Genomic DNA, 25,112 nt, shown 5'->3' with positions numbered 1-25,112 from the left:
CCGTCTGGACGCCTGAAGCACAGGATACGACCGACGGGGGCTGCGGTCACTCCGGGATCTCGGATTCCAGGGTGAGCGGGGCCCTGGCGTGCGGCGGGAACGGTGAATCGGCGAGGATCTGCGCGAGCTCGGCGTCGGAGAACGCGGCACGTACCGCGAAGATCCGGACCTGCGAGTCGTTGTACACCTTCACCAGTCCGGGCGTCGCGTCGAGCTCGAGCAGGTGCGGGTTGGGTTTCTGGAAGCCCCAGTAGTTGGGCGGGCTGATGTAGACGTAGGTGACCCCGAGTTCGGCCAGGGCCGCATCCACCGCGGGGTTCACGCCGGCCTGATCCAGCGTCATGAACAGGCTGCTGGTCAGTGGTGCGGTGTCCCCGGGTGCCAGGTAATGCCGCGAGGTCGAGGGCAGGCCATCGGTGGCGTACATCCAGCCGGAGCCCTCATCCGGATTGGTGTAGATCTGCCCGCTGTAGGCGCGGGGTTGCTCGGACAACCACCGGAAAGCCGCCAGGTCGTGGCCGTCGACGAGCCGTCCCCAGCGTTGGTTCGACCCGGCCGCGACCGCGTACTCGGGCGAGGTCTGGATGACCCACGAGCCGGTGCCCACCAGTGCAGCCAGCGCCACCGCCACCCGCAGGCCCGTTACCCCACGCCCGTCCGGGTCGGTGATCGGGTCGATGAGCCGGCCCAGCCAGCCCGCGAGCATCTGCACGAACGCGCCCACGCCCACTCCCACCGCGGCGGCCACGACGACGGCCATCACGACCCCGATCCGGCGCGGGTCGTTGTAGAAGACACTGCCGAGGGCACGCAACGTGCCGCCGGTCCAGTTGCCGAAGTGGTCCATCGCGTTGACGCACACCACCAGCAGCCCGCCCCACAGCAGGATCGGCCAGAGGACCAGGCGGCGCAGCATCACGATCACGCCGAGCGCGGCGAGGGACAGCAGCACCCAGCGCACACCGAAGTCCTCGACGTGGCGCACTTGTAGGGCCGCCGCCTTGCCCCAGGTGGCGGCCCTGTCGGCGTTGATCTCGAACTCGAACGCCGAGATGTCATCCGCCTCGGCGGAGACGGTGAGAATCTGCGGCAGCAGGGTGAGCACCCCGGCCAGCCCGACACCGGCCAGGACGAGGAAGTCGCGCAGGCGTCCCCGCACCGGTCGCCACAGGGCCTCGAACAGCCACCAGAACAGCACGATCACCGCGGCGGTGACCATGCCCGACGGGTGGACGCCACCGATGCCGACCAGGCCCAGCGCCGCCGCGGGGATGAGCCGCCGGTCGGCCACCGCCGCCACCACGACCGCGGCACCCAGTCCGGCCAGCCCGTTGGCCACCGCGGACGGGGTCGCGGCCACCATGACCTCCATGAACGGCAGTCCCGGGAACAGCGCGGTCGCCATTGCCGCGACCGCCGCGGAGGTGGCCACCACCGGGCGCGAGAACCGCCGGTGCGTGATCAGCCACGCCAGCGCTGCCACGCCGAGCGGGAACACCAGAGCAACGGAGCCGATCTGCACGAGGTTGTACGTCTCCACGGCCCCGATGCCGCGCAGCGCCATGACGAGCGCGGCGATCGCATGCCACGTACTGGGGTAGTAGAGGGTCGCCGAGTTCTCCGGATAGCGCAGCGCGCCCGCGTGGTCCGGCGAGGCCAGGCCCTCGTCGTGGATGAACCGGATGTAGTTGGCGTGCCAGTGCGCGTCCCAGCCCTGGAACACATTCGCCGTGCCGCCGGGCATCGCCGACAGTTCCGTGATGATCATCTGGCCGATCAGCCAGGCGCTCACCAGGACCGCCGTGCCGGGCAGCAGCCACCACCACGACCGGCGACCCGCCCGTGCCGCGGCCCGTCCCGCTGGGGCGGCAGGCCGTCCCGCGTTGGCGCGTGCCGCCCGCGAACGACCGCGAGTGCGCTTCCTGCGTCTGCTGCGGGACGTTGCCGGACGGGCCGCTCGTCGTCGCCGTCGTCGTCGGATCCAACCGACGCCGGTGATGAGCAGGCCCACGACACCGACCACCGCGGTGGTCACGGCCGTGGCCACCGCGTAGCCGGCGAGCGTCCAGGGCACGTCGATGCGGCCGTAGACGTAGCTCGCGATGGCGGCGATTCCGAACGACACCGGGATCGACGTGGCCACGGCCAGGCGCAGCGGCAACTGGGCCGCTATTCCGACGATCGCCCCGGGCAGCACCAGGAGCGCGGTCAGGGTCACCATGACCATCGCGATGTCGATGACCCGCCTCCGTTCCTCGCCGACTTACTGTTCAGCCCATTATGGGCCACCCCTGCGCCATCTCTTCACCGCGGCACGAGGACTCCGACAGGTCCGCTGCCGACGCACATTTCGGTGACGCCCTCACGTGGGGAAACGGTGAGGCCCGTGCCCCCGCCCTCGACCCGCACGAACACCGTGCCCAGACCGGCCCGCACCGGGGCGACGGTCTCCTCACCCTGATCGAACTCCAGGGCCACCTGACCGTCGGCGTCGGCGAACACGTTGAGCTGCACCACCCAGTCCCTCTCGAGCAGCGGGCCGTCCAACGCGAGCCGGGCCCCGTCCGGCCCCACGCGATGGCCACAGGCCGGCTCGGGCCCCTGCGGGAGCGTCCGGCCGAACGCCACCTCGGCCGGGTGGAGCGCGCCCAGGGCATCGATGAGGACCGGCTCGGGGGTCCACGTACCCACCTCCGGCATCCCGGGCACGCCGGTGATCAGTGTCGACAGCCGGTGTGCGGGCGCCGTGACCGGGTGGAGAACCTCGAACGGCACGTCCTGGTCGAGCATCGGTTCCGGCCGGTCGCGCAGCGTCTCCAACAGCGGCTGCACGTAGTCGCGCGACGGCTGCTCGGACCACACCTGCCGGAACGTCACGGTCGACACCACCGACGACGCGAGCAGCGCGACGAGCGCGAGCACGCCTACGACCGTGTGCGTCGGCGCCGCCGTGCGCCGTGGTGCGGCCAGGGCGAGCGCGGCGGCCGCACCGAGGATCACCGGCAGCTCCGCGTGATAGCGGAGGGTCTGGACGATCTCGGCGGCGGTGTCCGGGCCGGCGCGCCCGGCCGCGACCAGGACCACCGAGATCAGGGGGTACAGCGCGGCGACCAGCCAGATCGCACCGGTCCGGCGCCGCGTGAGCAGCGACCACGTCAGGACCGCCGCGCACGCCAGCACCCCGATCACCACCGCGGCGACCGGCGGATCGGCCATGGGCGGGCCGGGATGCCAGCGGTCCCACCGCCACGGTCCGCCGCCCAGCGCGGGAACCACGGCCAGGCGGTAGGTGTGGGCCACGAGGTCGACGAACCCGGGGCGTGTGCCCTCCGCCTCGCCGAACGATCCCCGGCCCCCGAGACGTCCGACGACGACGAAGAAGACCCCCGCCCACACCACCACGATCACCGCCTGTGCGGCCCACGCGACACGGGTGCGCCGCCAGAGATCGAGGATTTCCGCCCGCCCTCCCCCGGCGGTCCACCATCCGGCCAGCAGCACCATCGCCGCGACCACGGGAATGATGAGGGCCTTCTCCACGAACAGCAGGCCGAGGACCGTGGCCAGCGTGGCCTCCACGGCATGCCTGCGGTGGCCAGTCCGGGCGAGCAGGACCATCGAGGACACCGCCCAGGCCAGCGCGGCGCTGAGCGGGAGCACGTTGAGGGCGGCCGCCCACCAGGTGGCCGCGGGCAGGCCGAGCGGGATGGCCAGGCCCGCGATGAGCGGCACCAGCAATACAGGCCGTCCGCGGAGCAGCACCCAGAGCATGCGGGCATACGCGGCGCCGGCGAGCAGTTGGAGCACGACGATCTGCGCGAGCGGGAGCCGGAAATCCAGCGGCGCGAAGTGGGCGGCGATCCAGACCAGCGCCATCCCACCGGGCATGAGGTGCCCGTCATGGTCGGTGAGCAGGAACTCCGGGGTCGGCCACGAATAGCCGGCGGCCAGGCTGTGCAGAATCAGATCGTCCCAGTAGAACCAGCCCGCGGCCGCCACCCAGAGGCGCACCACCGCGGCCACCACCACGATCGCCGCGCACAGACCGACCAACGCGCGCGGGGACACGGCGGCGCGCGAGGACTGGCGGGGCGGCGGGTTCTCGATGGTGGGCGACATCGCGGGTCAGGGTAGCCGCACCCTCCGACACGGTCTCCGAGACGCACCCGCGCCGCACCACGCTGCCGCGCGCGAGCGCAGCCCCGGCAGGCCGCGGGCGGGGATGTCGGAGGGCATGGCTATGGTGCCCCGCATGAGTTCACGGTCCTCTCGCCCGGTCATCGCTGTCGTCCTCGGCGTGGCCGTGCTGGCGGGCGTCGGCTGGTGCGCCGAGGCCGAGGAGGGGACGGACTTCCCGAGCGCGACCGGAGGAGACGATTCATCGCAGGCCATCACGTCGGTGCCCGCTCCGCCGGAGGGGTCACCGGATTCCGACCCCGCGCCTGCGCCCGCTCCTGAGCCGGCCCCCGGTGAGCCCGGGGGCCCAGCGGTGCCGGAGGCGCCCGCGCCCGGCGGCGATCCGCTCGTCCCGCCGGCCCGTGCGGCGCTGGGGCAGCTCGAGGTCAAGGGGCGCGCGCCCAAGACGGGGTACGACCGTGATCTTTTCGGTCAGGCCTGGTCAGACGATGTGGGCGTGGAGTTCGGGCGCAACGGCTGCGACACGCGCAACGACATCCTCAAGCGAGACTTGCAGGAGCACACGTTCCGGCCCGGGACGCGGGACTGCGTGGTGCTCACCGGCGTCCTGAACGGGCCGTACACCGGGGAACGGATCGAGTTCCAGCGCGGGCAGGACACGTCGTCGCTGGTGCAGATCGATCACGTCGTGGCGCTGTCGGACAGCTGGCAGAAGGGGGCGCAGCAGCTCACCGTGGAGCAACGGCGCGATCTCGCCAACGACCCGCTCAACCTGTTGGCGGTGTCCGGTCGGGCCAACCAGCAGAAGGGGGACGGCGACACGGCGACCTGGCTGCCGCCGCGGCGCGAGTTCTGGTGCTCGTACGTCTCGCGTCAGGTGTTGGTCAAGGAGCGCTACGGGCTGTGGGTCACGCAGGCGGAGCGCGATGCGATGGACCGGGTCCTCTCCGGCTGTTGAGCCGGACCCGCGCGGGATCAGAAGTCGAACAGGCCTCCGCCGTCGCCGCCGAACAGGCCGCCGTCGAAGAACCCGCCGCCGTCGCCACCACCGTCACCGCCGAACAGGCCGCCGTCAAAGAACCCGCCGCCGTCTCCCCCGGCGTCGCCGCCGGCATCACCGCCGTCGCCACCGAACAGGCCGCCGTCGAAGAACCCGCCGCCGTCGCCGCCCATGTCGCCACCCATGTCACCGACGTCGGCGCCGCCCTCGCCGATGCCGGAGGCGAATTCCTCACCGGAGTATCCGACGCCCGACATGCCGGCGAACATCATGTTGAACATCATCATCGAGCTCATCATCCACATGCCGCTGACCAGCGCGGACGCCCACCAGGGCTCCGAGTACCAGCCGGCCGGGACGGGCCGGCCCGCCACGACGCCGCCCGGGTAGTAGTGCGGGGTCTGGTCGCTCGGCCCGGTGGCCGCGCTCATGGTCCGACCGTCGACCTCGACCGTGCGGTCCTCGGTCACCTTTCCGGCGCGGTCCTGGCCGGGGGTGGCGGGCAGCTCGGGGCCGGGATCCATGCCCATCGCCTCGCGGGCGGCGCGCACGTAGTACAGCCCCTCCAGCGCGGTGTCCTTGGCCAGCTGCGCCTGGACCGGAGTTGTGGCCCGCTCGAGCTCGGTGACGGCGGCCGTATAGCGCTCGGAGGCGTCCGCCATGGCCTGCTTGGAGGCGTCGTCGATGCCGTCGATGTTGAACACCTGGCCACCGAGCCGCTCGACCCACCGGGTCGCCTCCGCGCGGTAGTCCTCCAGGTGGCGGTTGTGATGCGCCTGCAGCTGGGTCTGCCCCTTGTTCTGACTGCGGGAGATCACGGCGACGGCCACCGCGATCACGGCGGCGATGAGGAGGAATTCCACGGGAGCGACCTTTCTCGGTACTACTGACCGAGCGTACCGAGATCGCCGACGACAGGACATCGCGTGCGCCTCCGCTCCGGCGTCAGAGCCGCTGCGCCCGAGGGCGGGTCCGGAACGCGCCATCCGGGACGACCGGCCCGAGTGGTTCGCGGGCGCTTGTCGTCATGCGATGGCGGTCGCTCCCGGGCGGGAAGGAACGGCCATCATCCCGGAGAAAGCACCGATCCCCCGGCCGGCGGGCCGAGGGATCGGGTGTGGTGTGGAGCCGCGTGTCGGAATCGAACCGACGACCTTTTCATTACGAGTGAAATGCTCTACCGACTGAGCTAACGCGGCGAGCCCTTGTGGGGCGAGGCAACTATATCCGACGGGGCCCGTGACCGAAAAAACGAGGGCACCGCCCGATGCCGGGCCAGCCACAACGCACGCTGCCCGCCAGCACCCCAGGCGACCGCGCGAGGCCGCGATCAGGTCAGGGCCGCACGGATGGCGCCGACCATGGCCGAGACCGCGAACTTGGGCTTGACGTTGACCTCGATCGCCGCCCGGCAGTCCTGGACAGCCTCGATCGCCTTGAGGATCGACGCCGCCGGATAGTGGCCACCGAGGCGGGCCGCCTCGTCCGCTTTGTCCGCGTGGACCGGCGCGACATCGCGCGCCCCGATGGCGGCCGTCAATGCGTCCCGATAGAACCCCGCCAGGTCGACCAGCGCGAGATCCAGCGAATCCCGGGTGGAGCGCGTCCGGCGCGATTTCTGCGCGCGCTCGAGTTCCTTGACCGCCCCTGACGCACCGCGCCCCGCGGACGCCGTGCCCTTGCCCGTGCCGCCGGCGCCGAGCGCGGTGCGCAACTCCTCGACCTCCCGCTCGTCCGACTCGGTGTTCCGCGCGATCGCCTCCTGCTCGGCGGTCTTGACCAGCTGGTCCGCGAGCGGGAACGCGCGTCCGGGGTTGTGCATGACCATCGGCAGCTGCAGCACGACCTCACGGCGTTCGCGGGTCGCCTCATCCGTCGCCAGCCACCGGGCGCGACCGACATGTCCCGACGAGACCGAGGCCGCCCACCTTGCCCGTTCCGGGTCGATCGAGCCGTCGGCGAGCAGCGCACGCTCCACCGCCTCGGCATCCGGTTGCCGCAGCGCGACGTTCCGCGACCGCGACCGCAGGGTCACCATGATGTCCATCGGGTCCGTGGTGGGCGAGCACAGCAGGAACACCGTGCGATTCGGCGGCTCCTCGACCACCTTGAGCAGGGCGTTTCCCGACTGCTCGGTGAGCCGGTCCGCCTCCTCGACCACCACGATCTGCCACCGACCGGTCCCGGGACGGCTCGCGGCCCGGTGGATGGTCTCCTTGACGTCCTTGAGCAAGATGTTGACACCCTGCGGGGCCAGCAGGTGCACGTCCGCGTGCGTCCCGGCCAGGACGGTGTGGCAAGCCCGGCACTCGCCACAGCCGACGATCTCCGGGTGCTCGCATTGCAGCGCCGCCGCGAAGGCCATCGCCGCCACGCTCCGGCCGCTGCCGGGCGGGCCGGTGAACAACCACGCGTGGACCATGCGCGCATCCGACTCGTCCCACCCCTGGCCGGGGACACGCAGACGTGCGGCGGTGGCCGCTGCGGTTAGTTCCGCCACGGCCTCGGCCTGACCGGCCAGACGATCGAACACCCCGGACATGGCCCCACCTTATCGCCGTCCTCCGACACACCTACGTTCCCGGGATGACCGGCGCGAACTACTCTGGGTGCAATGGAGCGCTGGGTCAGGTTGTTCAGGTGGCTGTGGGCCACTCCCTGGCCCGTCTACGCGCTGACGATGGTGCAGGCCAACATCATCGGCGCGGTCTTCGTGTTCGCGTTCCTGCGCTTCGTCATCCCCATGGATCGTTTCCTGGACCTGGAGGAGTTCCGATTCCTCAACCAGTACCTGTTCATCGGCTATCTGGTGCTGGCGTTCATCGGTGGGGTGATCGCCTCCACGCTGCTGCTGCTCCCCGTGCTGCGAGCCGACCGCTCGGGCCAGGACTTCGGCGATGAGATCCGCTCCCGGACCCTGCGTCTGCCGTTCCATCAGGCGCTCATCTCGGGCGCGATGTGGGTCATCGGCACGCTGCTTTTCGTCGCCGTCAATGTCGGCCACTCCCCCCGTCTGGCCCTGATCGTCGCGGTGACCAGCCTCCTCGGCGGCTCCACCACGTGCCTGATCTCCTACCTTCAGGCCGAGCGGATCATGCGGCCGATCACCGTCCGGGCGCTGGCCCGGGGCGTCCCGGCGAGCAAGCACGTCCCCGGCGTGCGCCGGCGCATCTTCCTCGGCTGGGCGCTGACCACGGTGATCCCTATCGCCGGTGTGATCCTCATCCTCATCGGCCACTGGTTCGGCCTGTTCGGCAGGGATCCCAACCACATCCTGGTGGCCTTGGCGGTCCTGGCCAGCGTCGCCGTGATCGCCGGTGCCATCGGGATGGGGCTGGTCTCCGACTCCATCGCGGACCCCGTCCGCGAGATGCAGGACGGCGTCCAGCGCGTGAAGAAGGGCGATCTGGAGACCCGTCTGACGATCTACGACAGCTCCGAGGTCGGCCGCCTGGCCCAGGGCTTCAACGAGATGGTCACCGGCCTGCAGGAGCGCGAGGCCATCCAGGACCTGTTCGGCCGCTACGTCGGCGAGGACGTGGCCCGCAACGCGCTCGAGCGGGGCACGGAGCTGGGCGGACAAGAAAGGGAGGTCGCGGTCCTGTTCGTCGATCTCACGGGGTCCACCGAGTTCGCCGCCGCCCACGAGCCCGCCGAGGTCGTGGCCGTGCTCAACGAGTTCTTCCGGATCGCCGTCGAGGCCGTCGACGCCAACGACGGGTACATCAACAAGTTCCAGGGCGATGCCCTGCTCGCGGTGTTCGGGGCTCCGATCGAGGTCGACAACGAGGCCGGACGCGCCCTCCGGGCGGCCCGCGCGCTCCAGTCCCGCCTCTCCGAGCTGGCCCCACTGACCGCCGGCATCGGGGTGTCGTACGGCACTGTCATCGCCGGCCACATCGGCCACGCCAAGCGGTTCGAGTACACGGTGATCGGCGACCCGGTCAACGAAGCCGCCCGCCTGACCACCCTGGCCAAGATGGAGCAGGGCCACGTCTTGGCCTCGGCCGCGGCGATCCGCCACGCCGACGCACCCGAGGTGGCCCGCTGGGTGCTCGGCAGCAGCGTGGAGCTGCGCGGACGCGGGGTCATGACCCAGCTCGCACGGCCCCTTCGCCCGACTCTCGCCGACCGCTGGCAGGCGGGGAACGTCGCATTGCGCCCGGCGCCTGCGGACAACGCCACAGACTGACCAGCCTTGCCCGCCCGAGGGCCGCCCCGGTTGACCGTGCCGGCCCGACGGCAACGCCCTGCCGGCCCGGCGGTTGCCGGGCAGCGGTTGCCGGACATGACAGACGAGTTGCCGGACAGAATGTGCGAAAAATCGCCCCCCGAACGCACCGGATGTCCGGCAACTGCGGGGCGATGTCCGGCAACCGGCGCAGGGGCCCACGACCTGGCGCAGGCCGAGGTGTCGAGGGCCAACGGCCCAGGACGCGGGAGCCCGGGGCCAGCGGCGCGCGGCCGCTACTTCGCCGAGGCCTACATCGCCGACGCCTACATCGCCGGGGCCTACTTCGCCGCGGCCTTCTTCTTGGCCGGGGCCTTCTTCGCGGGGGTCTTCTTGGCCGGGGCCTTGGCCCGCCGCTCGGACAGCAGCTCGGAGGCCCGCGCGTCGGTGAGCGTCTCCACGGTGTCACCCTTGCGCAGGGAGGCGTTGGACTCGCCGTCGGTCACATACGGTCCGAAGCGGCCGTCCTTGACCAGCATCTGCTTCCCGGAGACCTCGTCGACCCCCATCTCACGCAGTGCCTTGGGCGCGGCCTGGCGACCACGACGCTTGGGCTCGGAATAGATCTTCAGGGCCTCCTCGAGCGTCACCGAGAAAACGGCCTCCTCCGACTCGAGCGTGCGCGAGTCGGTGCCCTTCTTCAGGTAGGGGCCGTAGCGGCCGAGCTGCGCCGTGATCTCTTCGCCGCTGTCCGGGTCCACGCCCACGACGCGCGGCAGTGACAGCAACTTGAGCGCGTCCTCCAGCGTGACCGTTGCCGGCTCCATGGACTGCATGAGCGAGCCAGTGCGCGGCTTGGGCCCGGTCGGGCTCTCCGCGTCCTTCTTGGCCTTGCGGGTGACCGCGGACTTGGACTTGGTGGCCGCTTTCTTGATCTCGGCGATCTCGTCGTCGTTCTTCGCGGCGGCGATGGCGGCCTCGCGCTCGGCGTCGATCCGCTTCTTCTCGGCATCGGCCTCGGCGAGCACCTTCTTGGCCCACTCGGCCTTCTCCGCATCGGTGGCCTCGGGGAGCTTCTCGGTCACGTACGGGCCGTAGCGCCCGTCCTTGACCACGATCTCGTGCCCGGTCGCCGGGTCGACGCCCAGCGGACGACCGTCCTGCGGGGTGGCGAAGAGTTTCTCTGCCACCTCGAGGGTGAGCTCGTCGGGGCTCATTCCCTCGGGCAGGTTCGCGCGTTGTGACTCCTCGGCGCCGCCCTCGCCGGCGACCATGCGCTCGAGGTACGGACCGTAGCGGCCGACCCGCACGTGGACGGGCCGCCCCTCCGAGTCGTCGAAGACGCGGATCGAGTTGATGCTGCGGGCGTCGATGGCCTCGAGGTTCACGTCGACCAGGTTCTTGAGGCCCACCGCGTAGTTCGCGTCGTCGCCGCCGCCCGCACCCGCGCCGGAGCCCTCGCCGACGCCGAAGTAGAAGCGCCGCAGCCAGTCGTCGCGGTTCTCACGACCCTCGGCGATCGCGTCCAGCTCGTCCTCCATCAGCGAGGTGAAGTCGTAGTCCACGAGCCGACCGAAGTTCTGCTCGAGCAGGCCGACCACCGCGAACGCGACCCAGCTGGGCACGAGCGCGTTACCGCGCGAGTACACGTAGCCGCGGTCCTGGATGGTGCGGATGATGCTGGCGTAGGTCGACGGGCGTCCGATGCCCATCTCCTCCATCGCCTTGACGAGGCTGGCCTCGTTGTAGCGCGACGGCGGGCTGGTGGTGTGGCCGTCGGCGACCAGCTCGGAGCCGGTGAGGTGCTGCCCCTCGTCGAGGCGGGGCAGGCGCCGCTCGGCGTCGTCGGCCATCTGCTTGTCCGAAGCGGTCTCGTCGGTGGACTCGACGTAGGCCTTGAGGAAACCGGGGAACGTGATGGTGCGGCCCGACGCGGCGAAGGTGGCGTCGCTGTAGCCGGAATCGTTGGTGCCGGCCCGCCCGGTGATCCGGATGCTGACGGTCGTGCCGCGCGCGTCGGCCATCTGGGAGGCGACGGTGCGCTGCCAGATCAGCTCGTAGAGGCGGTACTCCTCGGCGTCGAGGACGCTGTGCAGCTGACCGGGCGTGGCGAACGACTCGCCAGCGGGGCGGATGGCCTCGTGCGCCTCCTGCGAGTTCTTGACCTTGCGCGTGTACTGGCGCGGTGTGGGGGAGACGTACTCGCTCCCGTAGAGCTCCGTCGCCTGCGCGCGAGCGGCGGCGATGCCGCCCTCGGACAGGGTGGTGGAGTCGGTTCGCATGTAGGTGATGTAGCCGTTCTCGTACAGCCGCTGCGCGATGCGCATCGTCCGCTCGGAGGTGTAGCGGAGCTTGCGGCCCGCCTCCTGCTGCAGCGTGGAGGTCATGAACGGCGCGTAGGGGCGTCGTGTGTAGGGCTTGGACTCCACGGAGTCGACGACGAAGTCGGCACCCTCGAGCGCCCCGGCCAACGCCCGCGCGGCCTTCTCGCCGAGCACGACCGAGTCCTTGGCCGCGCCGGTCGCCTTGAGCCGGCCGTCCTGGCCGAAGTCGCGGCCCTGCGCCACCCGAGCTCCGTCGACGGCGGAGAGGCGGGCGGTGAAGCTGCGCGGCTCGCCGGCGTCTCCACCGCCCGATCCCTGCGTGGCGAGCGTGGCGGTGATGTCCCAGTAGTCGGCGGCGATGAACGCCATGCGTTCCCGCTCGCGCTCGACGATCACGCGGGTCGCCACCGACTGCACGCGGCCGGCGGACAGACGCGGCATGACCTTCTTCCACAGCACCGGCGAGACCTCGTAGCCGTAGAGGCGGTCGAGGATGCGGCGGGTCTCCTGGGCGTCGACCAGGTCGGTGTCGAGCTCGCGGGTGTTCTCGGCGGCGGCGAGGATCGCGGGCTTGGTGATCTCGTGGAAGACCATCCGCTTGACCGGGACCTTGGGCTTGAGGACCTCGAGCAGGTGCCAGGCGATCGCCTCGCCCTCACGGTCGGGGTCTGTCGCGAGCAGCAGCTGGTCGACCCCGGCGAGCTCCTTCTTGAGCTCGGCAACCTTCTTCTTCTTGTCGGCGCTGACCACGTAGATGGGCTCGAAGTCGTGGTCCGGGTTCACGCCCAGCCGCGCCCACGGCTCCTTCTTGTACTTGGCGGGAATGTCCGCGGCGCCCTTGGGCAGGTCGCGGATGTGACCGACGGAGGCCTCGACCACGTAGTCGGACCCCAGGTACGGCTGGATCTTCCGGGCCTTGGTGGCGGACTCGACGATCACCAGGCTCCGCTTGCCGCCCGATGTTGCCTGCTTGCTCGCCACTGAACTGCTCCCAACCTGCGCTGATTCATCGACGACGCGCGCCACCGACCGCCGGTCCCGGTCACGGTACGCGCGCCGGGGCCTTCTTATAGAAATTCATACCAGGCTATCGACGCCCGGCGAGAAACCCGAACCTGCCCGTCGGGAGCGCCTGCCCCCGTTCGGCGGGTTTCGTCCCGGTCCGCCGATGTGAGCCGGACCCTTGCCCAGGTGCCTTATATATGGGCCTCATCTCGAACTCTCCGCGACGGCGACGGCGACGCCGCGGTTGGCGTCGTCGTCGTTACGGTCCGACCCACCATCGCCGCTCCCGCGGCCTCACACCCGTCGGGGTTCAGACCCACGGTGCCGGCTCCGGCGCCGGCACCGGTGTGTCCAGGTAGAGCCCCTCCGGGACCTCCCCGGTGTGCAGATAGTCCAAGACCACTGCATCGACCCGGAGGTTTCCGGTATCGAAGTGACAGTGCACCGTACCCCTGATCCGGACCAGCGTGCCTCCGGTGGCCGCAGCGGTGGACGGTCCGAACATGCCGGGGGTGTTGGGATCGTGGTCAGACTGCAGTATCAGTGGCGGCGCGGCCATCTCGTTGGCGACGATACGGGGCGGCACGGTCGACGGCGGGTACAGGCAGTACGGGGTCTGCTCCTCCAGCGCCCACGAGTCCTCTCGCGTACTGCCCACGGAGTCGCTGCTCCCCAGCAACACCCCTGCCAGCGGGGTCCCCGACGGAGGCGCGGTCTCGTTGCAGTTGAGGATCGTCAAGTAGGTCTGGGTGTCAGAGGTCATCACCGGGACCGGAAGGCCCTCGGCGACCTGCTCCTCCAACTCGTCCGGGGTCGGCGGGTCGGTCACTGTGCCGTGGATCTTGGCCGAGATGATCCACGCGATATCGGACCACACCGACGGGTTCCTACTGTTCGCGTCCAGCACGGTGAAGTATCCCTTCGCCCCTTCCACGTCCCGGTTGTACGCCCCGGAGGACGCCGCCGCCGCATTGTCGAGCCGGGCCGACCCGGTGGTCAACGCATCGGCCGATCCGGCAGTGAAGGGTTCAGCCGAGGCTCCCGCCGATCCGCCGGACAGCGACCCCACGATCTCGTCCCCGGGCCGTGCCGGCGGGGGCAGGAACCGTGCGGCCGCCCGTCCCTCCGTCAGATCCAGCTCGTGGATACGGCGGTAGACCTTCAGCGGAGTATCGCCGAGGTCGTACGTGGCATCGTTCTGTGCGATCCACCCGAGAACGTAGTCGCGAGCCTGGTGGCGGTTCTCGGCCTGGTGGCGGTGGAAGTCGTACCACCACGTCTCGGTGGGGCCGACCGAGGAGTCGAGAAGCATCCGCTCGATACTCTCCGGGAACAGCGTCTGGTACATCATCCCGATCGCGGTGCCGTACGAGTATCCGAAGTAAGTGATGCGACCCAGACCCATGGCCTGACGCACGTACTCGTGGTCCCGGACGAGATTCTCTGTGGTGATCGACGAGACGAGCTCGGAGTCGGCGTCCATGCACGCCTTTGCCGCCGCGACCGCGCTGAGCTCCCCCGCCCGGTCGGGCGCACACTCGAGCGAGCCGGCCCCCTCGAGCCCGCGTGGCTGCACCACCACCAGATCGTGGTCCCGCCGGATGGTGTCCATCGGCGAGTCCTGGGCCGCGTCTATAGCGGAGTACCAGAGCGTCCGCGCATCGGCGCCCGGCCCGCCGGGGTTCCCGAAGACGGTTCCGGTCCGGTCCCCGGCGGCGGTGATCCGGCGGATTTCCACGTCGACCTTGCGGCCGCCGGGGTCAGAGTGATCGAGGGGGATCGGGACTGTGGCGCAGAGGACGTCGGCGCGGGGCATCCCGTAGAACTCGTCCTCCGGCGAACTGGCCGGGCACGCAGCCCAGGTGAGGGTGTCGACGCCGGTCGCCGCGGTTGCAGCCACGGGGGCGACCGCCGCGGTCGGGGTCGCCCCCGCGGCGGGAACCGCAAGTGGCAGGAGGACAGTGGCGATAGAGGTGGTGGCGACGGCGACAACGAGGCCGGCTGACGCTCTCTCACGAACTGGGGACATAGTGATAAGTCTTTCATCGTCGCTGCGCCGCGACGGCGAATTCATCGGACCAGCCCGCGGAATGGCTTCACATAGACAGACCGGTCTACACTTGTGAGGAGCAGCCACGGATGCGAACTGTAACCTGTTACAGTTCTGCGGAATCTGACGTGGCCGGAAGGCACGCCGGAACCGGCGTACCGTCGGTGGTTGAACGGACACACCCGTTCAGCCCGATCATCACGACTCAACGGAGGTCAGCAGCGGTGGGCAATGTGTCCAAGACCAGGCTGGACAAGGTGGTCATCCGTATCGCGGGTGACTCTGGTGACGGCATGCAGCTCGCTGGTGACCAATTCACCTCCGAAGCAGCAGCCTTCGGCAATGACCTGGCGACCCAGCCGAATTACCCGGCCGAGATCCGTGCCCCGCAGGGCACGATCCATGGTGTCTCCAGCTTCCAGATCCAGATCGCGGACTACGACATCCTCACCGCCGGTGACCGTCCCGACGTCCTGGTGGCCATGAACCCGGCCGCGCTCAAGGCGAACATCGCCGACCTGCCGTCGGGCGGGATCCTCATCGTCAACTCGGACGAGTTCACCAAGCGCAACCTCACCAAGGTCGGCTACGAGTCCAATCCGCTCGGATCGCCCGCGTTCGAGGCCTACCAGGTCCATGAGGTCGCGATGGGCACGATCACCATCGGCGCCGTCGAATCGGTCGACATCGGCAAGAAGGACGCCGAGCGCTGCAAGAACATGTTCGCGCTGGGTCTGCTCATGTGGATGTACGGCCGCACGGTTGAGTCCATCGAGACGTTCCTGCAGGACAAGTTCGGCAAGAAGCCGACCATCCTCGAGGCCAACATCCTCGCGTTGCGCGCCGGCTGGAACTACGGCGAGACCACCGAGGCCTTCGCCTCGGAGTACGAGATCCAGCCCGCCAAGCTGCCGTCGGGCCGCTACCGCCAGGTCACGGGCAACACCGCTCTGGCGTACGGCCTTGTCACTGCAGGTGTTTCCGCCGAGATGCCGGTTTTCCTGGGTACCTACCCCATCACCCCGGCCTCGGACATCCTGCATGAGCTGAGCAAGCTCAAGCAGTTCGACGTGACCACTTTCCAGGCCGAGGACGAGATCGCCGGCGTCGCCGCCGCTCTCGGTGCCTCCTACGGCGGCGCCCTGGGGGTCACCTCGACCTCCGGCCCCGGCCTGGCCCTCAAGTCCGAGGCCATCGGCCTGGCGGTGATGACCGAGCTGCCGCTGGTGATCATCGACGTCCAGCGCGGCGGCCCGTCGACGGGTCTGCCCACCAAGACCGAGCAGTCCGACCTGCTACAGGCCCTGTTCGGCCGTAACGGCGAATCGCCGGTCGCCGTGGTGGCGCCGCAGTCGCCCGCCGACTGCTTTGACGCCGCCCGCGAGGCCGCCCGAATCGCTGTCACCTACCGCACGCCGGTCATCCTGCTCTCGGATGGCGCGATCGCCAACGGCTCCGAGCCGTGGCTGCTGCCCGAGGTGGAGGCCCTGCCCAGGATCGACAAGAACCTGGCCAGCGTGCCCGAGGGCGAGGATGCTATTGAGTACCTGCCCTACGCCCGTGACCCGGAGACTCTGGCTCGCGACTGGGCCATCCCCGGCACCCCGGGATTGGAACACCGCGTCGGCGGCCTGGAGAAGGCCAACGGCACCGGCAATATCTCCTACACCGGCGACAATCACGCCCTGATGACCCGTATCCGCGCACTGAAGATCGCGCTGATCGAGGTTCCTGACCTCGAGGTCGACGACCCCTCGGGCGAGGCGGACGTGCTGGTCATCGGCTGGGGCTCGTCCTACGGCCCCATCGGCGAGGCTGTGCGCCGCGCCCGCGCCAACGGACATCGCGTCGCCCGCACCCATGTGCGACACCTCAACCCGCTGCCCGCCAACATCGGCGAGGTCCTGGGCCAGTACCGCCGCGTCCTGGTTCCGGAGATGAACCTCGGCCAGCTGTCCATGCTGCTCAAGGCCCGCTTCCCGGCAGAGATCCAGCCCATCACCAAGGTGCAGGGCATGGCATTCTCCGCCGAGGAGCTGCAGGAGGCCATCGAGGCCGAGTTCGCCGGCCGTCTCACGCACGCCGAGCACGACAAGTACCGCCTGGCGCTCAACGGCGTGGCCACCACCACCGGTAAGCCCGCCGCCAGTAACCGCCGCCTGGGGACTACCGCCACCGGCACCACCACCGCCAACCGCCGCTGACATCACGAGCGAGGAGAGGATACCCATGACAAGTACCGATTCCGGACTCGTCGGCACCAATTTGCCGCTGGACGCGCTGGCGCATGTTCCCAAGACGGATGCTCCGCAGAAGCCCAAGGACTACACCTCTGACCAGGAGGTGCGCTGGTGCCCCGGTTGTGGTGACTACGTCATCCTGGCCACCATCCGTTCCCTGCTGCCCAAGCTGGGCCTCAAGCGGGAGAACATCACCTTCATCTCCGGCATCGGCTGCTCGAGCCGCTTCCCGTACTACCTCGAGACGTACGGCATGCACTCGATCCACGGCCGCGCCCCGGCGATTGCCACCGGCCTGGCCACCACGCGCGAGGATCAGTCGGTGTGGGTCGTCACCGGGGACGGCGACGCCATGTCGATCGGCGGCAACCACCTCATCCACACGCTGCGTCGCAACGTCAACCTCAACATCCTGCTGTTCAACAACCGGATCTACGGGTTGACCAAGGGCCAGTACTCGCCGACCTCCGAGACGGGCAAGGTCACCAAATCCAGCCCCATGGGCTCGTTGGACCACCCGTTCAACACCCTGTCGCTGGCTCTGGGGGCCGAGGGCTCCTTCGTGGCCCGCGCGCTCGACTCGGACCGTAAGGGGCTGACCGAGGTCCTCGAAGCCGCCGCCGTGCACCGCGGCACCAGCTTTGTGGAGATCATGCAGGACTGCCCGATCTTCAATGACGGCTCCTTCGACATCCTCCGCAAGGAGAACGCTGCCGACCACCTCATCCCTGTGCGTCACGGCGAGAAGATCGTCTTCGGCGACGAGGGACAGCACTGCGTCGTGCGCAACGGATTCTCGCTGAAGGTTGCGGCCACCGCGGACGTGGACGAGGCGGACATCATCGTCCACGACGCCCACACCGACGACCCCGCCTATGCGCACGCACTGGCCAACCTGTCCAGCCAGGATCTGCAGTACACGGTCATGGGGATCATCCGCCAGATCCACCGCCCGACCTACGACGACCAGGCCCGCGCCCAGGTCGCCACCGCCAAGGAGACCGCCCCCGGCGACCTCCAGGCACTCCTGGACGGCCCCAACACCTGGACCGTCGCCTGACCTGAACCCCGGCCGGGCGGCCCTCCCCGGCTGCAAGACAACGCCCTCCAGTTGCAAGGCATCTCGTGCGAACCTGGCCGTGTATTGCGCACCGGAGGTCTTGCAACTGTGGGGCGGTGTCTTGCAACCCGCCGAGGCACGAGGCGGCGAGGCGCGGGGCGGGACGGGACGGGGCGGGCGGCCCCGCGTCTCAGACCCGGGCCGTCGCCGTCCCTGCGATCCGCCCGCGGGCGTCCCAAGTGCGCTCGACCACATCGGTGGTGCCGTGCTCGTCGATCCGGATCGCGGTGGTCGACCGGGTGCCGTACCACCTACCCACGCGGACGAACCGCGAGGAAAGTCGCCACTCCTGGGTCAGGGGCACGCCGGTTCGCGGAAGACGGTGGAGCGGGGCTCTGCGGCGGTCGGCGAGCAGGTCGAGGAGCGGGGTGGACCAGTCGGGGTGGGAGACGGCGTCGTCGTCGACGTAGCGCTGCACGTCGATTGCCGCCCCGGTGACCTTCGGCCACGGCGTGTCCAGCGCGGCGTTGGACAGGCCGTGCACCTGCTCCCCCAGCCGCTCGGGTCCGCGACGGGACCGGTTGGACGCCCACCACAGCTCGTCGGGATCCCCGGCCAACAGGTTGACCCCCGCGTACCGGTCGAGGTCCGGGGCGATGTGGCGCACATAGTCGGTCGTCGGCACCGGCCCGGCGAGAGCGTCAACGGGGAGTTCGCCGCGTGAGGCATCGGACGGCGGCGGCGTGCCCGGCTCGCGGAAGTTGGTCACCGCCGAGAAATGCCCGCCGGGGGCCAGAGACAGCCAGGTCCCGCCGGCCGTGACATCCCGCCCGGCCACGATGCCTGCGGTCCCCTCGCGCTCGGCGGTCCACTCGTGCAGCGGCTCGGTGGGCCGGTCGAGTACCTCGTCGCGGTTGGCCACGACGATGAGGGGATATCGGGGATGCACCCGACGCGCCACGACGAGCATGCACATACGAACAGACGCTACCCGGGCCAGCACCCCTCGGGGACCTCGGCAGGCGCCGCCCCGAGGTTCTGGGCCAGCCGCGCACGAGCCCGCGCGGTCCCCAGCCTGAGCATCGGCCCACCGCCCTTCGAACCGATGTAGGTCGACCGGATACCGACGCGGTCCAGCGACTCCCCCAGGGCGGCCCGCCGCGGGGCGTGCTGTTCCGGGCCGGCGTCGATCCCCAGCTCGATGACACCACCCGGGGTGATCCGTCCCGCGGTCAGAAACCACACGCGCAGCGCACCCGCTGAAGGGGTCCACCCCGCCGGGACCGCCGAGACCGCGCCCCGCCGCCACCGCCGCACGACCGGGACCAGCGCCGCCGATCGCCCCGTGGAGACCGTGCACCGCCCGTCCCGGTCCGCCTCCGCGCGCACAGGATTGAGGCCGGCCTCGGCGAGCAGCGACATCAGCGCATCCGCCCGCCACGGCGCGTCGAGAGCCACCGACACCTGTGCCAGGGCGTCGGTGAGCGTCGACTGGCCCCGGGCGGCCAGCGCACCCTCCAGATCCGCGGGCTCCGGGACGTGGGAGTCCGCGGCGAAGAACGACAGCTGCGTCACGCGCCTGAGCCTACGGCCGCCCTCCGACACGATGCGAGGCCCCCACCGCGGATGCGGTGGGGGCCTCGACCAGATCGACCGGGATGGTCAGAGCGCGCGGACCGCCTGCGCCTGAGGACCCTTCTGGCCCTCACCGACCTCGAACTCGACCTGCTGGTTCTCCTCGAGCGACTTGAAGCCGCTGCCTTCGATGGAGGAGTAGTGGACGAAGAGGTCGGCGGAACCGTCCTCGGGGGCGATGAACCCGTAGCCCTTCTCCGCGTTGAACCACTTGACGGTGCCCTGTGCCATGTTTACTGCATTCCTTTTCCGTACTGCCAGATGCGACTCGCGGGATGGCCACGCGCGTCGGGCCGGCGCCCCCACCCCGGAATCCGAGGTGGATGAGACGGCCGCGTCCAGTAGATCACGAGAGCGTCCGCGGGAGAACCGATCTCTGCAGGTCGCTCGTGGATAAGGGAAGTTCGTCGCCGGTTCACGCCCACGCCACCGCCCGACGCGCCCCCGCTTCCCTCTACGGTCGAGGGGTGACGACGTACGGACGTGAACTCCTGGGGCATCTGCTCGACCAGCTGCCCGCCGACTCGTCCCCGCTCACCCACGCCGTGGACCTGCCCGCCCGCGAGGCCCGCCACGCCGACTGGCCGCGGTGGGCGCACCCGGGGCTGGTCGACGAGTTGACCGGCCGCGGAGTGGACCGCCCGTGGGCCCACCAGGTCGCCACCGCCGACCACGCCCACGCCGGCCGCGACGTGGTGGTGGCCACCGGCACGGCGTCCGGCAAGTCGCTGGGCTACCAACTGCCCGCGCTCAGCGCACTGGCGGCGGACCGCAACGCGTGCGTGCTGTACCTGTCCCCCACCAAGGCGCTGGGCCAGGACCAGCTGTCGTCCGTGATCTCGCTGGTCGACGCGGTCCCCGACCTCGCCCACGTCGCCCCCGCCTCCTACGACGGCGACACCCCGACCGATGCCCGGCCGTGGATCCGCGAGAACTCGCGGTGGATCGTCACCAACCCGGACATGCTGCATCTCTCGGTGCTCGGCCGCGCCCGCCAGTGGACGCGCATCCTGCGGGGGCTGCGCTTCGTCGTCGTCGACGAATGTCACTCCTACCGCGGCGTGTTCGGCTCCAACGTGGCCCTCGTCCTGCGCCGGCTCGACCGCCTCGCCCGTGCCCTGGGCGCCGATCCCACCTTCGTCCTGGCCTCGGCCACCACCTCCGACGCCGCGGCCGCGGCGAGCACCCTCACCGGCCGCGACTGCGTCGAGGTCACCGACGACGCCTCGCCGCAGGGCGGCCGCACCGTCGCACTGTGGGAACCACCCCTGATGGAGGGGCTCACCGGGGAGAACGGCGCCCCGGTGCGGCGGCCGGCGCCGGTGGAGTCGTCGACGCTCATGGCCTCACTCGTCGCGGAGGGCGCGCGGACACTGACGTTCGTGCGCTCCCGGGCGGGCGCCGAGTCCACCGCCCTGCGTGCCCGCGAGAAGCTCGCCACGGACCACGGCGCGCGCGGACGCGAGCTCGCCGGGCGGATCGCCGCCTATCGCGCCGGGTACCTGGCCGACGACCGCCGCCGGCTCGAACGAGACCTGGCGGAGGGCGCGCTGGTGGGGGTGGCGTCGACGTCGGCGCTCGAGCTGGGCGTGGACATCTCCGGGCTCGACGCCGTGGTCAGTGCCGGATTCCCCGGCACGATCGCCTCGTTCTGGCAGCAGGCCGGCCGTGCGGGACGCCGTGGCCAGGGCGCGCTGGTGCTGCTCGTGGCGCGCGACGACCCGCTCGACACCTACCTCGTGCACCATCCCGAGGCGCTGCTCGGGCGCCCCGTGGAGGCGACGGTCACCGATCCGCGTAACCCGGTGCTGTTGGCGGGCCAGTTGCGGTGCGCGGTGAGTGAGCGACCGATGTCGCACGCCGAGGCCGCCGCGTGGGGCGCGACGGAGGTACTGGAGGCGCTCGCCGACGACAACCTGGTCAGACGCCGGCCGGCGGGGTGGTATCCCTCCGCCGACGACCACGCTCCGCATGCCGAGGTCGATATCCGCGGGACCGGCGGGGCGGAGGTCATGATCGTGGACACCCTGGACGGGCGGATGCTCGGCACCATCGACTCGGTCCGGGCCCGCTCTCAGGTCCACCCGGGGGCGCTGTACCTGCACCAGGGCGAGTCGTTCGTGGTGGACGAACTGGATCTCGACGACGGGCTGGCCCTGTGCCGTCCCGAGGAGCCGGAGTGGACCACGTCGGCGCGGGAGCAGGTGACCATCGACCTGATCTCCACGCTCGAGTCGGTTCCGGCCGGGCCGGTGACCCTATCCTTCGCCGACGTGGAGGTGACCACCCGCGTGACCGGTTACCAGCGACGGTTGCGTGGTGGGGAGATCCTCGACGTGACCCCTCTCGACCTGCCCGAGACGACGCTGGCCACGCGCGCGGTGGTCTACACCGTCACCCCACAGCTGCTCCGGGTCGCGGGGCTGGAGGAAGCGGACTGGCCGGGCGCGCTGCACGCCGCCGAGCACGCGGCGATCGGGCTGCTGCCACTGGTCGCGACCTGTGACCGCTGGGATATCGGCGGGGTGTCGACGGCCCTGCACCCGGACACCGGCCTGCCAACGGTCTTCGTCTATGACGGCTACGCGGGCGGGGCCGGCTTCGCCGCGCGCGGGTTCCGGCGCGCCGAGGCGTGGCTGCGGGCGACGCTGGAGGCCATCCGGTCCTGTGAATGCGAGTCGGGGTGCCCGTCGTGCATCCAGTCCCCTAAGTGCGGCAACGGCAACGATCCGCTCTCCAAGCCGGGTGCGATCGCGCTCCTGGCGGAGGTGGTGGGGCAGTTGACTGAGGTCGGCGCCGCGTAGTCGGTGGTGCCGGATTGTGCGACGACGACAACGGTGGTGGCGGGCTCATCTACCGATCCGTGCGGCCGAATCCCGTCCGCGCACAACGCTAGTGGCACGGCAGCGCAACGATCTGCGGCGACCCACCAGGAAAGACGACCGGAGTTCGCTGAAGGTCAACTGCGCGTCTCGCCGCGGACTCCCGTCGCCAGGCCTATGGTCAAGCTGTGTCCCCGACCCATATTGGCACCGGCAGCGGGGACGCCCGTGGAGACGAGACCCGCGAGAACAGCACCCGCATCCTTGTATGGATGACCCTGCTCGCCGTGCTCGCGGGTGTCCTCGCAGGGGCTGCTGGTGGTTCTTTCCGTTGGCTACTCGTTCAGGCCAACCAGTTCCGATTAGACGTCGTGACCTGGTCGCACGACCTCGGCGGGGCCGGATGGCTCATCCCGGTAGCGATGTCGGCGGCCGCTGCGGTGGTGGCCGGACTCATCGCCACGAAAGTCCCGCTCGCTGCGGGCAGTGGCATCCAGCATGTCGAGGCCGTCCAGAGGGGCGAGGCCGAGGCCGCGCCGCTCAGTGTCCTGCCCGCGCGCTTTGTCGGCGGGCTCCTCTCCATAGGGCTCGGTGGCATGGTGCTCGGCAGAGAAGGTCCGACCGTGCACATGGGCGCCACTATCGGCGCGTGGTGCGGAAGGACCGCCCGGGCCACCGTCGACGAGATCCAGACCATGCAGTCGGCGCTGGCGGGCGCCGGACTCGCCGTCGCGTTCAACGCCCCGATCGCCGGGACCCTGTTCTGTCTGGAGGAGATCACCCACAAGATCAGAGTTCGATACGTTGTGTGGACCATGGCGTCGGTGGCGGTCGCGGTGATGACCAGCCGACTTATCCTCGGCGACCGCGCGGACTTCCACGTACCGGCGATCGCGGAGCCCGCCTTCTCGAAGCTTCCGATCTTCGCGATCTTCGGCGTGGTCGTCGCACTCTTCGGAGTGCTATACAACCGTCTCATCCTCGTGCTCCTGGCCTGGTTCGACGACCTGCACCGCATTCCGCCGCTGCTCAAGATCGGTGTGATCGGAGCACTGATCGGTGTGGCCCTGACTGTCGACGCCACCCTCGTCGGCGGTGGCGACGACCTGACCCAGGCACTGTTGACCGGCCAGCAGTTGACCTTTGTCGGCGTTGCCGTGATCGTGGTGGTTCGCTTCATCGCCGGCCCGCTCTCCTATGCCGCCGGTACTCCGGGCGGATTGTTCGCGCCGATGCTCGCACTCGGTGCGCTGTTCGGACTGGTCGCAGGACACATCGTCGACCTGATCTCCCCCGGGGTGGGAACCGAACTCGCGCCGGCTCTCATGCTCGTCGGCATGGCCACGATGTTCACCTCTGTCGTGCGTGCGCCGTTGACCGGCGCGATCCTGGTGATGGAGATGTGTGCCTCGACCGCGGTCGCGGTTCCGCTGCTCGCCGCCAGCGTGACCGCGGTGATCGTTCCACAGTTGCTCGGCTCGCGTCCGGTCTACGACCTCCTCCGCGAGCGGATGCTCGCCGCTCGCATCTCCTTCCCTCCGGCGTCTTCCGAAAGCTGAGACCCCCCCGGGCCTGCCGGCAACCCGCGACGTCGGTGAATCAGCCGGGAATCAGACCGGCCCGGCGCGGGCCACCGCCGACGCCGTCCGTGTTCCCAACAGCCCGAGGTCGACCGGCACTTCCACGCGCGTTACCACGTCATCACCGTCGATCGTGCACACCGCCAGTCCCGCCCCGTTGGCGACAGCAATTCCGGAGGCCACCCCACACGCGTCCTCGCCCTCTCGAAGGGCATGTGCTGCGGCGAGCGCGGCCAGGTCCGCGGCCGACCGGGCGGAATGCGCGGCCACCGCAGCCCGCCCGATCAGCAGCACCGCCACGGCCAGAGCCAGGATCGCCGCCACGGCGAACGCGGTGGCGACGGTCATGGCGCCCGTGTCGTCGTCGGCCCTCCCCCATCCCGACGGGCGCGGTCCCGGACGCAGGCGGGCCGTCACCCCGTCGCTCCGGGCTCGACGCGCGCGACCGCCCGGGCGCGGAGTTCCACACCCGGCAGTCCCCGCGCCGGTGCCACCACAACGGCGGTGACGTGGGTGCCGCCGGCTTCCACGGTGACGTCGGCCTCCGGAGCGGCGGCCCGACCGGCCGACCGGCCCGGCCCCGTGCCGGAGGTCGCGGCGACCCGCGCGGCCTCGCGGGCGGCATCGACCACCCGGAGCTGGGTCGCCGCCGCGCCGGCCCCCGCGGCGGCGACCGCCAGCACCGTGATCAGAGACGCGATACCCAGTGCCGCCTCGACCGTCACCGACCCGGAGTCCGCACCCGCGCGGCGCATCGCGGGGTCAGACCCGCTCACGTTTCCCCAGGAAGGTTCGGCGAAGGAGCCGGATCTTCGACCACTCGGCGCCGCAGAACTCCCGGCCGCCACGCGGAGCCGACGCGACACGGTCACACCGAGGTGTTGAGAGCCTGCTCGATGATCCCGCCGAGAGCGTCGGGGATCGAGTCGCCGCTGACCACCGTGTAGAGCACCGCGCCGAACGCCGCGGCGGCGATCGTCCCCACCGCGTACTCCACCGTGCTCATGCCCGCCTCGGCGCAGGTGGCGCCGGCGAACCGTCGTCGGAGCATCACGCGGGCCCGGGCCAGTCGCGAGCCGGTGATCACG

At 70.4% G+C, this 25,112-nt stretch carries 18 protein-coding genes and 1 tRNA gene; 6 read left to right on the top strand and 13 right to left on the bottom strand.

Annotation, left to right across the window (positions count from 1 at the left end; all coding sequences use genetic code 11):
- Positions 1–46: 46 nt before the first annotated feature.
- A complete protein-coding gene (locus ACWIFB_RS00455) occupies positions 47–2,221 on the bottom strand; it encodes a DUF6541 family protein (protein WP_452100365.1) in 2,175 nt (724 codons plus the stop codon).
- An 83-nt stretch (positions 2,222–2,304) separates the two neighbouring features.
- Positions 2,305–4,119 carry a hypothetical protein gene (locus tag ACWIFB_RS00450; protein ID WP_454056950.1) on the bottom strand — a complete coding sequence of 605 codons (1,815 nt, stop codon included), beginning with the start codon at positions 4,117–4,119 and terminating at the stop codon, positions 2,305–2,307.
- Positions 4,120–4,252: 133 nt separating this feature from the next.
- On the opposite strand from ACWIFB_RS00450, the gene ACWIFB_RS00445 reads away from it, so the two are divergent.
- Positions 4,253–5,095: an HNH endonuclease family protein gene (locus ACWIFB_RS00445; protein WP_452100367.1), complete on the top strand. Its 843-nt coding sequence runs from the start codon at positions 4,253–4,255 to the stop codon at positions 5,093–5,095.
- Between the two features lie 17 nt (positions 5,096–5,112).
- Here the strand turns inward: ACWIFB_RS00445 and ACWIFB_RS00440 are convergent, their stop codons facing one another.
- The 3 genes from ACWIFB_RS00440 to ACWIFB_RS00430 all read right to left on the bottom strand — a co-directional run bounded on the left by ACWIFB_RS00440 (position 5,113) and on the right by ACWIFB_RS00430 (position 7,679).
- Positions 5,113–6,000 carry a DUF1542 domain-containing protein gene (locus ACWIFB_RS00440; protein ID WP_452100368.1) on the bottom strand — a complete coding sequence of 296 codons (888 nt, stop codon included), beginning with the start codon at positions 5,998–6,000 and terminating at the stop codon, positions 5,113–5,115.
- Positions 6,001–6,260: 260 nt separating this feature from the next.
- Positions 6,261–6,336 (bottom strand) — tRNA-Thr (locus ACWIFB_RS00435).
- Between the two features lie 131 nt (positions 6,337–6,467).
- On the bottom strand, positions 6,468–7,679 hold the full coding sequence (locus ACWIFB_RS00430; protein ID WP_454056949.1) for a DNA polymerase III subunit delta': 1,212 nt from the start codon (positions 7,677–7,679) through the stop codon (positions 6,468–6,470).
- A 72-nt stretch (positions 7,680–7,751) separates the two neighbouring features.
- Between ACWIFB_RS00430 and ACWIFB_RS00425 the strand changes: the two genes are divergently transcribed.
- On the top strand, positions 7,752–9,329 hold the full coding sequence (locus ACWIFB_RS00425) for an adenylate/guanylate cyclase domain-containing protein (RefSeq protein WP_452100370.1): 1,578 nt from the start codon (positions 7,752–7,754) through the stop codon (positions 9,327–9,329).
- 320 nt (positions 9,330–9,649) lie between these two features.
- On the opposite strand, the gene topA is transcribed toward ACWIFB_RS00425, so the two are convergent.
- Positions 9,650–12,613 carry a type I DNA topoisomerase gene (gene topA, locus ACWIFB_RS00420; RefSeq protein ID WP_454056948.1) on the bottom strand — a complete coding sequence of 988 codons (2,964 nt, stop codon included), beginning with the start codon at positions 12,611–12,613 and terminating at the stop codon, positions 9,650–9,652.
- A 334-nt stretch (positions 12,614–12,947) separates the two neighbouring features.
- On the bottom strand, positions 12,948–14,666 hold the full coding sequence (locus ACWIFB_RS00415) for an alpha/beta fold hydrolase (RefSeq protein ID WP_454056947.1): 1,719 nt from the start codon (positions 14,664–14,666) through the stop codon (positions 12,948–12,950).
- A 245-nt stretch (positions 14,667–14,911) separates the two neighbouring features.
- Here ACWIFB_RS00415 and ACWIFB_RS00410 point away from each other — a divergent pair, with 245 nt between their 5' ends.
- Both ACWIFB_RS00410 and ACWIFB_RS00405 read left to right on the top strand, forming a co-directional pair.
- On the top strand, positions 14,912–16,891 hold the full coding sequence (locus ACWIFB_RS00410) for a 2-oxoacid:acceptor oxidoreductase subunit alpha (protein WP_454056946.1): 1,980 nt from the start codon (positions 14,912–14,914) through the stop codon (positions 16,889–16,891).
- Between the two features lie 25 nt (positions 16,892–16,916).
- Positions 16,917–17,987: a 2-oxoacid:ferredoxin oxidoreductase subunit beta gene (locus tag ACWIFB_RS00405; protein ID WP_452100373.1), complete on the top strand. Its 1,071-nt coding sequence runs from the start codon at positions 16,917–16,919 to the stop codon at positions 17,985–17,987.
- Between the two features lie 190 nt (positions 17,988–18,177).
- Here ACWIFB_RS00405 and ACWIFB_RS00400 read toward each other — a convergent pair whose 3' ends face one another.
- The 3 genes from ACWIFB_RS00400 to ACWIFB_RS00390 all read right to left on the bottom strand — a co-directional run bounded on the left by ACWIFB_RS00400 (position 18,178) and on the right by ACWIFB_RS00390 (position 19,853).
- Entirely contained in the window at positions 18,178–18,963 is a 786-nt protein-coding gene (locus tag ACWIFB_RS00400) for an NRDE family protein (RefSeq protein ID WP_454056945.1), read from the bottom strand.
- A gap of 11 nt (positions 18,964–18,974) precedes the next feature.
- The gene (locus ACWIFB_RS00395) at positions 18,975–19,562 is read right to left on the bottom strand and encodes a hypothetical protein (RefSeq protein ID WP_452100375.1); all 588 of its coding nucleotides are present in this window, start codon (positions 19,560–19,562) and stop codon (positions 18,975–18,977) included.
- 87 nt (positions 19,563–19,649) lie between these two features.
- Entirely contained in the window at positions 19,650–19,853 is a 204-nt protein-coding gene (locus ACWIFB_RS00390; RefSeq protein ID WP_230929865.1) for a cold-shock protein, read from the bottom strand.
- Between the two features lie 236 nt (positions 19,854–20,089).
- Here ACWIFB_RS00390 and ACWIFB_RS00385 point away from each other — a divergent pair, with 236 nt between their 5' ends.
- Together ACWIFB_RS00385 and ACWIFB_RS00380 are read left to right on the top strand one after the other, a co-directional pair.
- Entirely contained in the window at positions 20,090–22,426 is a 2,337-nt protein-coding gene (locus ACWIFB_RS00385; protein ID WP_452100376.1) for a DEAD/DEAH box helicase, read from the top strand.
- Positions 22,427–22,716: 290 nt separating this feature from the next.
- Positions 22,717–24,003 carry a chloride channel protein gene (locus tag ACWIFB_RS00380; protein ID WP_452100407.1) on the top strand — a complete coding sequence of 429 codons (1,287 nt, stop codon included), beginning with the start codon at positions 22,717–22,719 and terminating at the stop codon, positions 24,001–24,003.
- Positions 24,004–24,054: 51 nt separating this feature from the next.
- On the opposite strand, the gene ACWIFB_RS00375 is transcribed toward ACWIFB_RS00380, so the two are convergent.
- The 3 genes from ACWIFB_RS00375 to ACWIFB_RS00365 form a co-directional block, all read right to left on the bottom strand.
- Positions 24,055–24,372, bottom strand: coding sequence for an Rv3654c family TadE-like protein (locus tag ACWIFB_RS00375; protein WP_230929945.1), 318 nt, complete (start codon positions 24,370–24,372; stop codon positions 24,055–24,057).
- A gap of 65 nt (positions 24,373–24,437) precedes the next feature.
- Positions 24,438–24,800 carry a TadE family type IV pilus minor pilin gene (locus ACWIFB_RS00370; protein ID WP_344995125.1) on the bottom strand — a complete coding sequence of 121 codons (363 nt, stop codon included), beginning with the start codon at positions 24,798–24,800 and terminating at the stop codon, positions 24,438–24,440.
- Between the two features lie 92 nt (positions 24,801–24,892).
- On the bottom strand, positions 24,893–25,075 hold the full coding sequence (locus ACWIFB_RS00365; RefSeq protein ID WP_452100408.1) for a DUF4244 domain-containing protein: 183 nt from the start codon (positions 25,073–25,075) through the stop codon (positions 24,893–24,895).
- Between the last annotated feature and the right edge of the window lie 37 nt (positions 25,076–25,112).

The organism is Dietzia sp. NPDC055340, assembly GCF_053645335.1.
Note: the sequence above shows the minus strand (reverse complement) of the source record. Positions and strands in the feature narration are given on the sequence as shown.